The organism is Niallia yueguangensis (assembly GCF_052663115.1).
Map to the genome: position 1 here is coordinate 71,167 of NZ_JBQTCX010000011.1, position 14,666 is coordinate 85,832.

Sequence of the window (14,666 nt, forward strand, 5' to 3'; positions counted from 1 at the left end):
CATAACATGTTTAAAAGTGTTTTTGATAGGAAAGCTTACATGAAACTTGAAAATATAGGTGGGAATCCCAAGATTTATAACGAAATTACAATGCCTATTGTAAAAATTAAACTATAAGAATTGAAGAAATATTCTTTTTTTTGTGTAAATTACACATAGTAGTTTATCAGGCAGATGAATTATAGTTAACTCAAATAAAATGAACCAAAGAAGTTTGCAATAGCTTTTTTGTAACTTTTCTTAAGGAGGAGGCTTAATCGATGAATATTATTGTAATCGTTAAAGCAACGTTTGATGTGGAAGAGAAAGTTGTAATTGAAAAGGACCAAATTGTAGAAGATGGCATTGAATTTATTATAAATCCATACGATGAATATGCTTTAGAAGAAGCGATTCGATTAAAAGAAGAAGCTGGAGGAGAAGTGACGGTTGTAACAGTTGGATCAGACCATTCAGAGAAAATCCTTCGAACTGCTTATGCCTTTGGCGCTGATCGAGCTGTGCTTATTGAAGATGACTTAGAGGAAAAAGATGAATTTATTACTTCAAAGCTATTGGCATCATTTATTAAAGATAATTCTTTCGACATTATCTTTGCTGGAAATATGTCTATTGATAACGGAACTGGTCAAATTGGTCCAAGATTGGCAGAAGAACTCGAAATACCTTATACAACAGCAGTAACAAAGGTGGTAATTGAAGGCGACAGCGTCGTAGTGAATCGGGATGTGGAAGGTGATACAGCTGTTTTAGAGTTTTCCTTGCCATTATTAATCACAGCCCAACAAGGGCTTAATGAACCGCGCTATCCATCTTTTCCAAGTATTATGAAAGCAAAAAAGAAACCTATTGAGCGTATCCAAATTAGTGATTTAGGCATTTCAGATGTAAAAGCAAAAACAAAGATCGTTGATCAATTTCTTCCTGCTGTAAAGGAAAAAGGCCGAATTCTTGAAGGGGCAATTGATTCGCAAGTATTAGAAATCGTTCAACTTATAAATAAAGACCATAAAATAGTTTAGGAGGCTACCGAAATGACAAAAAAAACATTAATATTGGCAGAAATCCGTGATGGACAATTAAGAAATGTAACATTAGAAGCTGTTTCCGCAGCGAAAAAAGTTTTAGAGGATGGAGAAATAGTAGTAGCTGTTTTTGGAAAATCAGTAGAACAGTATACTCCTATATTAGAAGAATATGGAGTACATAAAGTATACGGTGTTGCTGATGAGAAGTTAGAAGAATATACGTCGGATGCATATTTCCGAGCATTTATTCAAGTAATTAAAGCAACAGAGCCTGATGTTATTTTTCTAGGACATACAGCATTAGGGAAAGATTTAGCTCCACGGGTAGCAGCAAGAATGGGACTTGGCTTAATTTCTGATGTAACAGATGTTGCGGTAGAAGATAATCAAATTGTATTTACAAGGCCAATATTCAGTGGAAAGGCTTTTCAAAAGAAAGCTATTGTAGAAGGTACTGTATTTGCTACGATTCGCCCTAATAATTTTGAGCTGCCTAAACCAGAAGGAAACAGTACAGAGTTTATCCCGTTTTCGGTTGAATTAAATGAACCGAGTATGACGATTAAAGAGATTGTTCGCAAGACATCTGGTGGAATTGATTTATCAGAAGCAAAGGTAGTTATTGCAGGTGGTCGCGGTGTTAAAAGTGCTGATGGCTTTCAAGTTTTAAATGAATTAGCGGGTGTACTTGGTGGTGCAGTAGGTGCAACACGAGGAGCATGTGATGCGGACTATTGTGACTACTCTATGCAAATAGGACAAACTGGAAAAATAGTTACACCTGATTTATATATTGCATGCGGCATTTCTGGAGCAATTCAGCACGTTGCTGGAATGTCTAACTCAAAAGTAATTATTGCTATAAACAAGGATTCAGAAGCTCCTATTTTTAGTGTTGCTGATTATGGAATTGTAGGAGATTTATTTGAAGTAGTGCCAAAATTAACGGAAGCATTTAAAAATACCCTATCAGTTACTGCGGAATAACAAATAAAAATAGAGAAAGGCGTTGATAGAATGAAAAAGTATGATGTGATTATCGTTGGTGGAGGAATTATGGCTTCTAGTGTAGCTTATAATCTTCGGAAAGATGGGTTTACCGGTAGTATTGCTATTTTTGAGAAAGATCAAATGTATGAATTTTCATCCACTCCTCGAAGTGAAGGAGGAATCCGCCTTTCTTTTACGACAGAAGTAAACATTCAATTGTCCCATACCAGTCTTGAATTTTATAAAAAGTTTGAGAAAGAAATGGAAATTGACGGAGAAACACCTTTATTAGATTTTAAGCAAGATGGTTATTTATATTTAGCTACGAATGAAACGTTGCCTAAATATATTGATAATGCCAAGTTTCAAAATAAATTAGGTGCAAATATAGAAGTGCTTTCTGTAAATGACATTAAAAAGATTATCCCAGAGTTAAATGTAGATGACTTGGCAGGAGGAGCGATAGATAGGGATGCAGGGACTATGGATCCGTACACTGTCCTTCAATTCTATGTGAAGCAAGCAAAAAGTTTAGGGGTAGAGTGTATTTATGAACCTGTACAATCTATTCTGTCGGAAAATGGGAAAGTGACGGGTGTTAAAGTAGAGTCTGGTGAAGAGTATCAAGCTCCAGTCGTTGTAAATGCTTGCGGTGCATGGGCAGGAGTAATAAGTAGTACAATTGGAATTGAAATCCCAGTTCGCCCGCTTCGTTATCAGATATACAGTTTTGACCTTGCTACACAATTTGAGAAAACACTTCCATCCATAACATTTGATCCTTCTGGAGTCTATTTCCGAAAAGAAGGAGCGAAAATTTCGTCAGGAATGCCTCATCGTAATCCAGATGGTTTTGAATTTACTTCAGAAAAATCTGGTTTCGAGGAGCAGATTTGGCCAGTATTGGCAGAAAGAAGCCAAATTTTTGAACAGTTAAAGTTAGAACGCGGCTGGGTAGGGCTTTATGATTTCAATCATATTGACCATAATGCTATAATCGGGGGCCATCCTGATATGAAAGGATATTATATGATAACAGGATTTAGTGGTCATGGATTCCAGCAAGCGCCAGCAGCAGGAAAAGGGTTGGCTGAGTTGATACGATTAGGAAAATACGAAACAATTGATCTATCATCCCTATCCATTGAACGTTTTGCTAAAAAGCAATTAATCCTTGAAACTGCCGTTCTATAAAAAGATATTGTTCATCATTTTTCAGAGGCAAGGAACTTTTTCTATATATATGATTAAATGAATCTGCTAGGGCTGGCTCTTCATAGAGCTCCCTAACTTGTCAGGCGAGTAAAAATAAACAGATAGAGATAAAAGGAAATGTGATAACTAATAATCAATTTGAGGTGTTTACATTGTTAACAGTTGCTAATCGATTAGACTCTGTAGGATTTTCCAATGTTCGAAAAATTTATGAAAAAGCGACTACGTTAAGTGCATCAGGTAAAAAAGTATATAACTTGATATTAGGAGAACCTGATTTTCCAACACCTAAAATTGTTTCTGACAAAGGAATAGAAGCAATTTTAAATGAAGAGACTCATTACACATCCAATTATGGGGTACCTGAATTAAGAACGGCAATTGCTGAAAAATTAACAAAGGTAAATCATATTCCAGCAACTAGTGATGAAGTGTTGTTAACTATAGGGGCTACAGAAGCAATTTCTATCATTATGATGGGAATCTTGAATCCAGGAGATGAAGTGATCATTCCTTCTCCAACTTGGGGATATTACGAATCATGCCCCAAATTAGCGGGCGCAACTCCTGTAGAAGTTCCACTTGTATATGATAAAGGGGCCTTTTCTTTAAGAGCAGAAGATATAGAAAAAGCCATTACGGAAAGAACGCGTATGCTGGTTATTAATTCACCTGGCAATCCAACTGGAATGATTATAGATAAAGAGACACTGCTAGCTATTTCTGAAATTGCGATTAAGCATGATTTAATCGTTGTGTCTGATGAAATTTATGAAAAAATTATTTATGATAATCAACTACATTGCAGTATTGCGTCACTACCTGGAATGAAAGAACGAACAATAACAGTTAATGGCTTCTCGAAAGCATATGCGATGACTGGCTGGAGAATAGGCTATCTTCACGCACCTTCCAATCTTTTGAATGGACTTGTCAGGGTTCATCAATATAATGTTACTTGCCTGCCATCCTTTACACAGAAGGCAGCACTGACAGCGCTTCAAGAAGCAGAGCCTGATGTGGTAAAAATGCGTGAGGAATTTAATCGTCGCAGAGACTTGATTGTGGATATTCTTTCTAAATCAGAAAATATAGAGATCGAAAAGCCGGAAGGAGCATTCTATCTTTTTATAAATATTTCACATACTGGAAAAACCTCTAATGAAATTGCATTGGAGTTATTAGAAAAAACAGGTGTAGCTCTTGCCCCTGGAAATGCATTTGGAAATTTTGGAGAAGGATATGTAAGACTTTCCTTTGCAGCCTCAGTAGATATTCTACAAGAAGCAGGAGAGAAAATTGTAAACTATTTAAATAATATAAACAAAAAAGAAAGTGTGCATTAAGAATTTAATTTGTAATATTTAGAAAGGAAGAGCTAGTTAATAGGTAATAGATTTGTTTATCTAGTGTGCACGGCATGGGTGTAATCTCTAGGGTGTAAGTCCCGAACCTCGAAGGCAGTAGTAGGGGATAGCTTAAGCCAAGGCTGTCCGTGGCGACGCGGAATCTGAAGGAAGTCGGCGGCAAACTTCCGACCTAAGGAACACGAACCTATATAACTATTATAGCTACTAGTATACTCAATAATAAATCCAGTAAGCATTGGACCAGCCGGCGATTTTACGTTAATACAAATCTATTACGCTCGCTACATACAACCAGCCTTCATTTGTTGGAATGTAGGTGCTATCTGTTACCCATGACTGATTGGGTTTACTTACTTTAATACATTTTCACTGACTGGATGCTTATGTCTAGAGTTTGTAATAGCTTTGTAATTTTTTGGCGGTACAACACTTCCAATTATTTTATTTGTCATGATACGAGAAACGGTTCGTTCACTCACCTTCACACCACGTTTATTCAAGGTTTTGGTAATTTTAACACAACCATATCGTTGCTTAAATTCTAGGCGCGTTTGTAGTATGGCTTGGGATAGCTTTTCCTGCTTTTTTCGTTGTTCACTTTTTGGCCGGTTTAGCCAATTAAAGTAGCCACTTTTTGATACTCCCAGAACTAGGGATATCTTCTCAACTCAGTATAGGGAGCGATTTTCATAGATAAATTCAAAATTTACCGAGTTGCGAAGTAGTGCATCGCCTTTTTTAAGATTTCATTTTCCTCTTCAAGATCACATAACTGTTTTTGTAAAGCTCTTATTTCAGTATCAGGACTAGAAAATGTTTGTGCTGCTTTAATTTCCGGCTGATGACTATATTTCTTGATCCAACCATGCAAATTATTTGCATTTACGCCTGTTTCTCTTTTAAATGTTTCACCATAACGTTTTCCATTTCCTTTAGCCATTTAGACACACCTCATTATAGTTTGGATTTCTATTATAACAATCTGTGTCTACTTTTGAGTCTAGCATTATGCACTTTAATAAGTTATTAATAATAAAATTTAAATATTCAGATATATCAATTGAATAGAGGTGAATATTAGTTTGTGAAATAAGAAAGGATAAAAAGATTAAACAAAAGTACTTGATAATAAATTGTTTGTAGGGAGTGAGGTGGTTATTAATTGCATTTTAAGGATATATAAAAGAATCTAATGTTAGTTGAAGGTTATTCCTATGTTAGATGATATTACAATTATTAACAAACTCACTGATTTATAGGTAGAATGAGTATTATACTTTCTATTGACGAAAAAAATACTATATCTACAGTAAAATTAGAAACTATCAAGAAAGGAATTGATAGCCTGCGGTCAATAGAATAATAATTTCTTAGGAACAATATAAAAGATAAGGAGTGGATTATTATCTATACTAATAATGAGTTGCAAAAAAATCTGAAGCAAAGACACATGACTATGATGGCAATAGGAGGTGTAGTAGGAGGAGGCTTGTTTTTAGGCAGTGGAACAGTCATTAACTCTGCAGGTCCCGGAGCTGTTTTCACTTATGCATTGGTAGGAATGTTTATGGTTTTTATTATGCGCATGTTAGGGGAAATGTCTACTGCACATCCAAATAGTGGTTCTTTTTCTACTTATGCTTATAATGAGATTGGTCCATGGGCAGGATATACAATTGGGTGGTTATACTGGTTTTACTGGGTTGTAGTCATTGCAATTGAAGCTATGATGGCCGCAATCATTATTCACGAGTGGGTTCCATTCATTTCTGTTGGAATACTAAGTTTACTCTGCATTATTTTATTAACACTGACCAACTTTTTTTCTGCTAGATTATTTGGAGAATTCGAATACTGGTTTTCTATTATCAAAGTTGTAGCTATAGTTTCATTTTTAATTATTGGTGTTGCGATGATTTTTGGACTTTTCCCTCAAGTCGAGAAGCCGGGTGTATCAAACCTTCTTGATAGAGGCGGTATAATGCCTAAAGGTATTAATTCTCTTTTAATTGCTATTTCGGTTGTTATTTTTGCTTATCCAGGTATTGAGATAGCAACAATTGCTGCAGGAGAATCACAAAATCCTAAAAAAGCTGTTATGGCTGCGATTAATAGTGTTATATGGAGGATCCTTGTATTTTATATTGGTTCGGTAACAATCCTAGTGACACTTCTTCCTTGGAATTCTTCCTCTATTCTTAAAAGTCCTTTCGTTTCCGTATTGGACATGCTAGAAATTCCAGGTGCCTCGTTAATCATGAATATTATTATTTTAGTTTCTGTTCTTTCTGTATTAAATACTGGTATCTATACTACTTCTAGAATGTTATTCTCACTAGCTGAAAAAGGAGATGCTCCTAAAGCATTACTACGTGTAACGAAAAAAGGTGCACCTATCTGGGCCGTGCTTGGCAGTACTGTATTTTCACTTATAACACTGCTATCCAGTACGATTTCTCCTGATAAACTTTATGTATTACTTATTAACGCTACTTCTTGTATTGCTTTGATCGTCTATTTATTTGTTGCTATTTCACATGTTCGTATGAGAAAAAGATTAGAAAGAAATAATCCTGAAGCTTTAATTGTGAAAATGTGGTTCTTTCCTTATTTAACGTATTTTACAATAGCTGCTATGGTATGTCTTCTTATAGCAATGGCATTTATGGAAACAACTCGTATACAGTTAATAGCAACATTAACTACTACAGCAATAATTCTTATTTCTTATGTTCTTACTAGTAAGAAACAAGGCTCCAAACAAACAGAGAATAATGAAAAGCCATATCAAGCACAATAAACTGAATGGGTAAACTATGTTGATTCTTCTAACACCCAAGGGATAGTTATCAATCACTGAAGAAAGGGAAGAAAAAATAAAAAAAGTCTTACCTTTGTATTTGTTAATTATTATTTTAATCAGAATAGGCAGAATATTCAATCGGAAGGGCTTGCATTTCCTATTTTATTAAAATATTTGGACGATTTAGTACTCGTAAGTAAAGAAGAAATTCAACTAGATTTAGTTTTGGTACGTATAAAGCAAATAATTGAACCTTCATCAGCTACTACAATGACGCAACTTTGTTTTATGCTTTTCTTTCCTACATAAAGGAAGTGGGAATTCCAAAAGGTTTAATATGTAGAAAATACACGGAACTACTAGGTAGTTCCGTTCAAATTTTTGTACATTTTCCACATAGTTATGGATAGTGAAAAAATATAAACTTTGTATAAAGTTGATAAATTTAGAAAATTCAAAACTAGAGGGAGGGAGGCTAGTTTCCAATTGAATGCTTAATAGGTTTTTCTTTACTGGATGTAATATGGTAAGGGAAAAACCAATGATGCTATGGAACATGAAAACAGTCCAATAAAAGCTGGTGGATCTTTAGCGCCTCTTGCAAGCTTAGATTAACATAAAGGGGGAAAATCATGGTTTCGTTTATTAATTTTTTGCTATTCTTACTCGTTGCAGGATATGCCTTCTATCTTTTTGCTTCTATTGTATATAGTAGAATTACTTTCATTAAACTAGGGAAAAAAAGCAATCTAAAAAAAGATACGAAAATCCGTGTAAATGAGTTTATTGTCAATGTCTTTGGACAAAAAAAGCTATTGAAGGATAAAAAGAGCGGGATAATGCATGTTGTGATGTTTTATGGCTTTATTATCCTTCAGCTTGGTGCTTTAGAACTTATAATTAAAGGCTTTATACAAGGATTTGAGCTTCCTTTAGGAGCAGCGCATAAATTTTTTAGTATAACCCAAGAAATTACGGTATTCCTTATTTTATTGGCTGTTTTATATGCTTATTATAGAAGATATATTGAGAAGTTAGTACGGCTAAAAAGAGGATTAAAATCTGGACTAGTTCTTATTTTTCTATCCGTTCTAATGGTTTCCGTTTTCGGGTCGTTAGCATTTGAACATTTATGGCTAGGGGAAATGGGTGGTGTTTATGCTCCGATTTCAACAGCCATCGCGTTTGTTTTTCAAAATATTGGCCAAGGAACGGCAGGAGTCTTATTCTATTTATTCTGGTGGATACACACACTTACCTTGCTGTCATTTTTAGTGTATGTTCCACAATCTAAACATGCTCATTTATTATTTGCACCGGTTAATGTGTTTTTAAGAGATACAAAACCGGTTGGACAGATAACATCGATTGATTTTGAAGATGAGTCTTTGGAAACATATGGAGTTGGCAAGATAGAAGATTTTAGGCAAAACCAATTAATTGATTTATATGCATGTGTTGAATGTGGACGATGTACCAATATGTGTCCAGCTTCAGGGACTGGAAAAACTTTATCTCCAATGGATTTAATCGTAAAAATGCGTGATCATTTAACAGATCAAGGAGCAGCTGTTACTTCCAAGCAGCCATGGCTGCCAAATTTTATTTTCGGCAACTCAACTGCTAACCAATTAGCAACACAATCTACATCCATGGAATCAGCAGCCTCATTAGAAATGCCTAATTTAGTAGGTGATGTCATTACAGAGGAAGAACTTTGGGCATGTACAACTTGCCGAAACTGTGAGGACGCATGTCCAGTAGCAAACGAACATGTAGAGAAGATTATTGATATGAGGCGTTTTCTAGTGTTAACGGAAGGAAAGGTGCCGCAAGACTCTTCTCGCTACTTTCAAAATCTTGAACGCCAAAGTAATCCTTGGGGATTAAACCGCAAGGAGCGCATTAATTGGAGAGAAGGCAGAGAGGATATTGCTGTGCCTACAGTAGACGAAGTAGAAGACTTTGATTATCTTTTCTTTGTAGGATCAATGGGTTCTTTCGATAAACGCAGCCAAAAAATAGCTCAGTCTTTTGCTAAAATTATGAATATCGCTGGCATTAAGTTTGCCATTTTAGGAAATGAAGAACGCAGCTCTGGAGAAACTGCCCGCCGTATGGGGAACGAATTCTTGTTTCAACAATTGTGCCAAGAAAATATTGCTACCTTCCAGGCATATAACGTTAATAAAATCGTAACGATTTGTCCACATACGTACAATACATTTAAACATGAATATCCAGAGTTTGGTTTAGAAGCAGAAGTATACCATCACACTGAATTTATTTGGAAACTATTAGAAGAGGGTAAAATCAATCCTACAAAAGAAGTAAAAGAAGCAGTTGCTTATCATGATTCTTGCTACATTGGCCGATACAATGATATTTATGATCTACCAAGAAAAATTCTAAATTCTGTGCCAGGTGTCAATATATTAGAAATTGCGCGAAATAAGCAAGATGCTATGTGTTGTGGAGCTGGCGGTGGAATGATGTGGCTGGAAGAAACGCAAGGAAAGCGCGTAAATATTGAGCGAACCGAACAAGCACTTGTATTAAATCCAACAACGATTGGAAGCAATTGTCCATACTGCTTAACGATGATGAATGATGGAGTAAAAAGTAAAGAAGTGGATGAACAAGTTAAAACGCTGGATATTGTTGAAATTTTGGAGAAATCTTTGTAACTTTGTCTAATCTAAAATAATATTTTTATAAGACCAATTCTGTTTTTCTTCGGTTTATTTAAATATTTTTTAGGAAAGAATTTTAGAATATATTAAAAGCAAAATTTTTTCTTTAAACTACCACTTTTTATTTAAAAGTGGTAAAATTTAAATAAGAACAAATGTTCTAAGGGGAGGTAAATATGGAATCGAGTAATAATGTGAAAATAACAGTAGAAACAACAGTCAAAGCACCAGTGGAAAAAGTATGGAAATATTGGACAGAACCAGTACATATAACAAAATGGAACAATGCTTCAGATGAATGGCATACACCATTTGCTGAAAATGATTTAAGGGTTGGCGGGAAATTTCTTTCAAGAATGGAAGCTAAAGATGGAAGTTTTGGTTTTGATTTTAGTGGGATTTATGATGAAGTGAAATTAAATGAGGTAATTTCTTATACTATTAGTGATGGAAGAAAAGTTAAAATTACCTTTATTGATCAGGAAAACGAAACCAAGATCAATGAAACTTTTGATGCGGAAACCATTAATTCAATTGAGTTACAACAACAAGGATGGCAAGCGATTTTAGATAATTTTAAAAAATATGCAGAGCAGCAGTAATTAATAAATAGGTAAGCGTCAAATTATAATATCTTTGTTAAAGGGGTTTTTTAAGCAGTCGACAAGAGGAAAAAAGCCGAAGCTGGTAAAGCAAGGTTGAACAAAACCAATTGATATTCAATTAAAAGTTGCAATTGTGGAAGGTTATAGGTAGAAAATGAAATAAGTACAAAACTTAAATTTAATAAATAAAAATCCATTTTGATCGACCTTTTTTCAAAATGGATTTTTTGAATTTAACGATAAAATCCAGGTTTAGACATTATTTTTTATTCCACAAACGGGCACGATTACTCAAGGGCAGTTTCTTCTTGTGCTAACGGTGCGGGTTGGTGGAAGAAGGAATTGCAACAGCAATTGAAGAAAAAATAGTAAACAATTTAAGTGAGGATGATATTATGCTTGAAGACTATAAAGTTATAAGCCGTCTACCTACATACGAAGAATATAGAAAATTGTGCGTCTCTGTTGGTTGGGATTATATGAACTTTGAAATTGCAAAAGAGGCTATTGAAAATTCTGTTTTTGCAGTGATTGTAGTTTACAAAGAGGAAGTAGTTGGGATGGCACGAATTGTTGGTGATGGGAAAATGTATTTTTATTTTCAAGACATTGTTGTATCACCAGAACATCAGAAAAAAGGCGTAGGAAAAAAACTTATGAACCAACTTTTTATTTATTTAAAAGAAAATGCACCGATACCAGCTTTTATTGGGTTATTTGCTACTAAAGAAGGTGCTGGTTTATATGAAAAGTTTGGATTTAAAGAACCACCTGATATGAATGGGATGTTTAGACTTACACCAATTGAATAGAACTTCAATGATTCTTGTTGAACGAACGGGTGCTAGAGTTCATTAAGTACGAGCCAGCTTCAACAGCCTTTGATCTTCAACAATCGGGCGCTATTCAGTAATATCAGTGAAGCATTGCTCATAGCTATTGTAGTATATTTTTCTGTATGAATTGGGTCAGATTGCTGAATAAATCAGCAATTAAAATGCAGGAATTTCCATGGATGCATCTTAATTACTAAAGGAGTATATTGCTAAATAAGAGGTGAAGTAATGGGGGAAATTAAGAAATTAAAACCTATTGATGCTGCAAAACAGTTTGTTTTTAAAAACTTTCCAGATTGTCAGGGCACTATTTTAGCTGGAAGTGTAGTCCGTGATGAAGCAACAGAAACTTCGGACCTTGATATTGTAGTTTTTGATAAAAACCTTAGTTCATCTTATCGAGAGTCACTTATTGATTTGGGTTGGGCAATAGAACTTTTTTTACATAACTTAACGTCTTACAAGTTTTTTTTTGAAAGTGATTGCAAAGCAGCAAAACCTTCTATGCCCAGAATGGTTTCAGAGGGAATTATCTTAAAGGATGATGGTATAATTGAGCCTATTAAAAAAGAGGCGAGAGAATTATTAGATAAGGGTCCAAAAGAATGGTCAGCAGAAACTATAAAAATAAGGAGATACTTTATTACGGATGCACTAGACGATTTAATAGGATGTTCTAATAGAGCAGAAGAAATATTTATAGCTAATACCCTTGCTGAATTGGTAAGCGAATTTGTTTTGAGAATAAACCGAAAATGGATTGGTACTTCTAAATGGATTGCACGTTCACTAAAACACTATGATGAGGAGTTTGCCGAACAGTTTGTTGAGGCTTTCGATATTTTTTATAAGACAGGTAACAAAAATAAAATTATAAACTTAGTTCATAATGTATTGGAACCTTATGGAGGACGGCTATTTGACGGTTTTTCTTTGGGAAAAAGCTAAGCAAAATTATCGAATTTTTTTCAATTAACGGGGGCATTTCTGCAGGAATGAGGTGATGTAGTGACTGTTAAAGGTCTGAATCATTTTTTGTTTTCAGTTTCTAATTTAGAAAATTCAATTGAGTTTTATCAAAATGTTTTTGATGCAAAGCTATTAGTTAAAGGGAAAAGCACTGCCTATTTTGACCTAAATGGCATGTGGCTTGCTCTTAATGAAGAAAAAGACATTCCTCGTAATGAGATAAGCCATTCATACACACATATAGCCTTTTCAATAGAAGAAGCAGACTTTGTAAAAATGTACGAAAAACTGAAGGAGCTAAATGTGAACATTCTTTCAGGTCGCCCAAGAGATAAAAAGGATAAAAAATCTATTTACTTCACTGATCCAGATGGCCATAAGTTCGAATTTCATACAGGTACATTACAAGATAGATTAGATTATTATAGACAGGATAAAAACCATATGAAATTTTACACATGATGTGGTGGTGCACCTTATGGACGTTATTTTAGAGAAAGCTACAAATGATGATGCACAATCTATTTTTGATATGCAAGTTAAGGTTTTTATGCCACTGTTAGAAAAATATAAGGATTATGATACAAATCCAGCAAATGAAACCATTGATAGAGTTTTTACAAGAATTAATAACCTTAATGGTGGGTTTTACAAAATATTAGCTGATAATATCCTTGTAGGTGCTATTTGTGTAGTCTGGAAAGAGAGCGTACATTGGATAAGTCCAATGTTTATTCTTCCTGAATACCAAGGTAATGGTATAGCGCAGAAAGCTATCATTTCAGTTGAGAAAATGTTTATTAAAGCTACTAGTTGGGAATTAGCTACAATTTTAGAAGAAGAACGTAATTGTTATCTGTATGAAAAAATGGGCTACATCAAAACAGGTGTTAATAAGAAATTGAACGAAAATACAACCCTTATATTTTATAAAAAAATTGTTAAACAGTTTTAAATTATTCGAAAATTAGGTTACTGAAACATTTAGTATTCAACAAATTGAATCGTTGAATAAATCAGACTTAGTTCAGAGTATTATAAAAAATATGATATTACCAATGCAGCAGTAGTTGAAGACCGTCTATCTGATATTATTGCAGCTAGAGGTAATGGTTTAGTTTTAATAGGATGTAATTTTGATTTTGCACAAGAAGATGAACTTTCTCAGGCTGATATGGTAATAAATGACTTAATTGAGTTGAAAATGATATTACCCAAAATTAAATAAATAGCTATTCTAATTTTCAACTAATGGTGGTGTTAGTAGGATTGTATAAAATCCCACTTTTTTATTCAGCAACCTGGCTTCTTGAAGTGAATAACCTATACATTATCTTTTAATTCATCCATCAATTGTCAAGAACGTTTAGCATTGCCTTCAGCAAAATTTCGCAATCGGTTTTGTAGTTCTTCATTGTCATGTATACGTTCAGCGGTGATCAAGTATGTTTTCATCATTTCATTTTCTCTTTCTAGTGACATTTGTAAGATATGTTTTAGTGATTTCTTAGATAATTCGTCTTCGTTGTCAAAGTCACGGTCATAATCCAGTTCGTGGTTCATTCTAATCCTCCTATGGATTTTATTCTTTTATGTTTTGTACATAAAAAGCATCATTTATACTATGGTGTTAGAAGGATTTGAATAAAAGTGAATGCAGTTCAGTTCAATAAAAGGGGAGTTAAATACTGTCTAAACTATGAAAAAGGTGAACTCATAGTGCTCAGGATAATATCTAAAACAATTACTTCAGAGGTAAGTGAACTTTTATCCTATGCCACTTCCAAAGAGAGAATTTTCCAATCATATGAGAAATACGTTGGATTTTCAGACCATACATTGTATGGATTTGTCTATAAAAGAAAGATTGTTGGTTGTATCGGAATAAAGATTTTAGGGCGGGATGAATTCGAAATAACACATATTGCCGTTGTACCTAATGTTAGAGGAAATCGTATTGGAAGCAGAATGATTGAGTTCATTTGTTACAAATATTCTCCTCGAAAGCTTTTTGCTGAAACGGATGAAGATGCTGTGGAAATTTATCGGAAATTTGGTTTTAAGATAACAAATCTTGGTGAGAAATATCCTGGTGTTGAGAGATTTTTATGCGAATATGAAATAATCAAAGAATAATAAAGTTACTGAACAAACTGG

Annotated in this window: 15 protein-coding genes and 1 pseudogene; 13 read left to right on the forward strand and 3 right to left on the reverse strand. The window is 34.3% G+C overall.

Annotation, left to right across the window (positions count from 1 at the left end):
• The first annotated feature begins 260 nt into the window (after window positions 1-260).
• The 4 genes from ACTYA4_RS12070 (at window position 261) to ACTYA4_RS12085 (ending at window position 4,579) form a co-directional block, all read left to right on the forward strand.
• Entirely contained in the window at window positions 261-1,022 is a 762-nt protein-coding gene (locus ACTYA4_RS12070; protein ID WP_445505665.1) for an electron transfer flavoprotein subunit beta/FixA family protein, read from the forward strand.
• 12 nt (window positions 1,023-1,034) lie between these two features.
• A complete protein-coding gene (locus tag ACTYA4_RS12075; protein WP_445505666.1) occupies window positions 1,035-2,015 on the forward strand; it encodes an electron transfer flavoprotein subunit alpha/FixB family protein in 981 nt (326 codons plus the stop codon).
• 30 nt (window positions 2,016-2,045) lie between these two features.
• Window positions 2,046-3,212 (forward strand): NAD(P)/FAD-dependent oxidoreductase, encoded by a 1,167-nt coding sequence (locus ACTYA4_RS12080; RefSeq protein WP_443481803.1) that lies wholly within the window; start codon window positions 2,046-2,048, stop codon window positions 3,210-3,212.
• Window positions 3,213-3,385: 173 nt separating this feature from the next.
• On the forward strand, window positions 3,386-4,579 hold the full coding sequence (locus tag ACTYA4_RS12085; protein WP_443481804.1) for a pyridoxal phosphate-dependent aminotransferase: 1,194 nt from the start codon (window positions 3,386-3,388) through the stop codon (window positions 4,577-4,579).
• A gap of 374 nt (window positions 4,580-4,953) precedes the next feature.
• Here the strand turns inward: ACTYA4_RS12085 and ACTYA4_RS12090 are convergent, their stop codons facing one another.
• Together ACTYA4_RS12090 and ACTYA4_RS12095 are read right to left on the reverse strand one after the other, a co-directional pair.
• Window positions 4,954-5,262 (reverse strand): IS3 family transposase, encoded by a 309-nt coding sequence (locus tag ACTYA4_RS12090; protein WP_443481875.1) that lies wholly within the window; start codon window positions 5,260-5,262, stop codon window positions 4,954-4,956.
• Window positions 5,263-5,309: 47 nt separating this feature from the next.
• Window positions 5,310-5,543, reverse strand: a complete 234-nt coding sequence (locus ACTYA4_RS12095; RefSeq protein WP_443481805.1) for a transposase — start codon at window positions 5,541-5,543, stop codon at window positions 5,310-5,312.
• A 510-nt stretch (window positions 5,544-6,053) separates the two neighbouring features.
• Between ACTYA4_RS12095 and ACTYA4_RS12100 the strand changes: the two genes are divergently transcribed.
• The 8 genes and pseudogenes from ACTYA4_RS12100 to ACTYA4_RS12135 form a co-directional block, all read left to right on the forward strand.
• A complete protein-coding gene (locus ACTYA4_RS12100; RefSeq protein WP_443481806.1) occupies window positions 6,054-7,403 on the forward strand; it encodes an amino acid permease in 1,350 nt (449 codons plus the stop codon).
• A 635-nt stretch (window positions 7,404-8,038) separates the two neighbouring features.
• The gene (locus tag ACTYA4_RS12105; RefSeq protein ID WP_443481807.1) at window positions 8,039-10,093 is read left to right on the forward strand and encodes a (Fe-S)-binding protein; all 2,055 of its coding nucleotides are present in this window, start codon (window positions 8,039-8,041) and stop codon (window positions 10,091-10,093) included.
• A 182-nt stretch (window positions 10,094-10,275) separates the two neighbouring features.
• Entirely contained in the window at window positions 10,276-10,701 is a 426-nt protein-coding gene (locus ACTYA4_RS12110; RefSeq protein WP_443481808.1) for an SRPBCC family protein, read from the forward strand.
• 398 nt (window positions 10,702-11,099) lie between these two features.
• Window positions 11,100-11,516 (forward strand): GNAT family N-acetyltransferase, encoded by a 417-nt coding sequence (locus ACTYA4_RS12115; RefSeq protein ID WP_443481876.1) that lies wholly within the window; start codon window positions 11,100-11,102, stop codon window positions 11,514-11,516.
• Window positions 11,517-11,768: 252 nt separating this feature from the next.
• Complete coding sequence (locus tag ACTYA4_RS12120; protein WP_445505667.1) at window positions 11,769-12,488, forward strand: nucleotidyltransferase domain-containing protein; 720 nt, start codon at window positions 11,769-11,771, stop codon at window positions 12,486-12,488.
• Between the two features lie 60 nt (window positions 12,489-12,548).
• Complete coding sequence (fosM, locus tag ACTYA4_RS12125; protein WP_443481810.1) at window positions 12,549-12,971, forward strand: FosM family fosfomycin resistance protein; 423 nt, start codon at window positions 12,549-12,551, stop codon at window positions 12,969-12,971.
• 16 nt (window positions 12,972-12,987) lie between these two features.
• Window positions 12,988-13,464: a GNAT family N-acetyltransferase gene (locus ACTYA4_RS12130; RefSeq protein ID WP_443481811.1), complete on the forward strand. Its 477-nt coding sequence runs from the start codon at window positions 12,988-12,990 to the stop codon at window positions 13,462-13,464.
• 16 nt (window positions 13,465-13,480) lie between these two features.
• Window positions 13,481-13,737 (forward strand): annotated as a pseudogene (locus tag ACTYA4_RS12135) (hypothetical protein); the annotation flags it as partial.
• A gap of 128 nt (window positions 13,738-13,865) precedes the next feature.
• Here ACTYA4_RS12135 and ACTYA4_RS12140 read toward each other — a convergent pair.
• Window positions 13,866-14,072: a hypothetical protein gene (locus ACTYA4_RS12140; RefSeq protein ID WP_443481812.1), complete on the reverse strand. Its 207-nt coding sequence runs from the start codon at window positions 14,070-14,072 to the stop codon at window positions 13,866-13,868.
• An 87-nt stretch (window positions 14,073-14,159) separates the two neighbouring features.
• Between ACTYA4_RS12140 and ACTYA4_RS12145 the strand changes: the two genes are divergently transcribed.
• A complete protein-coding gene (locus ACTYA4_RS12145; protein ID WP_443481813.1) occupies window positions 14,160-14,645 on the forward strand; it encodes a GNAT family N-acetyltransferase in 486 nt (161 codons plus the stop codon).
• The last annotated feature ends 21 nt before the right edge of the window (window positions 14,646-14,666 follow it).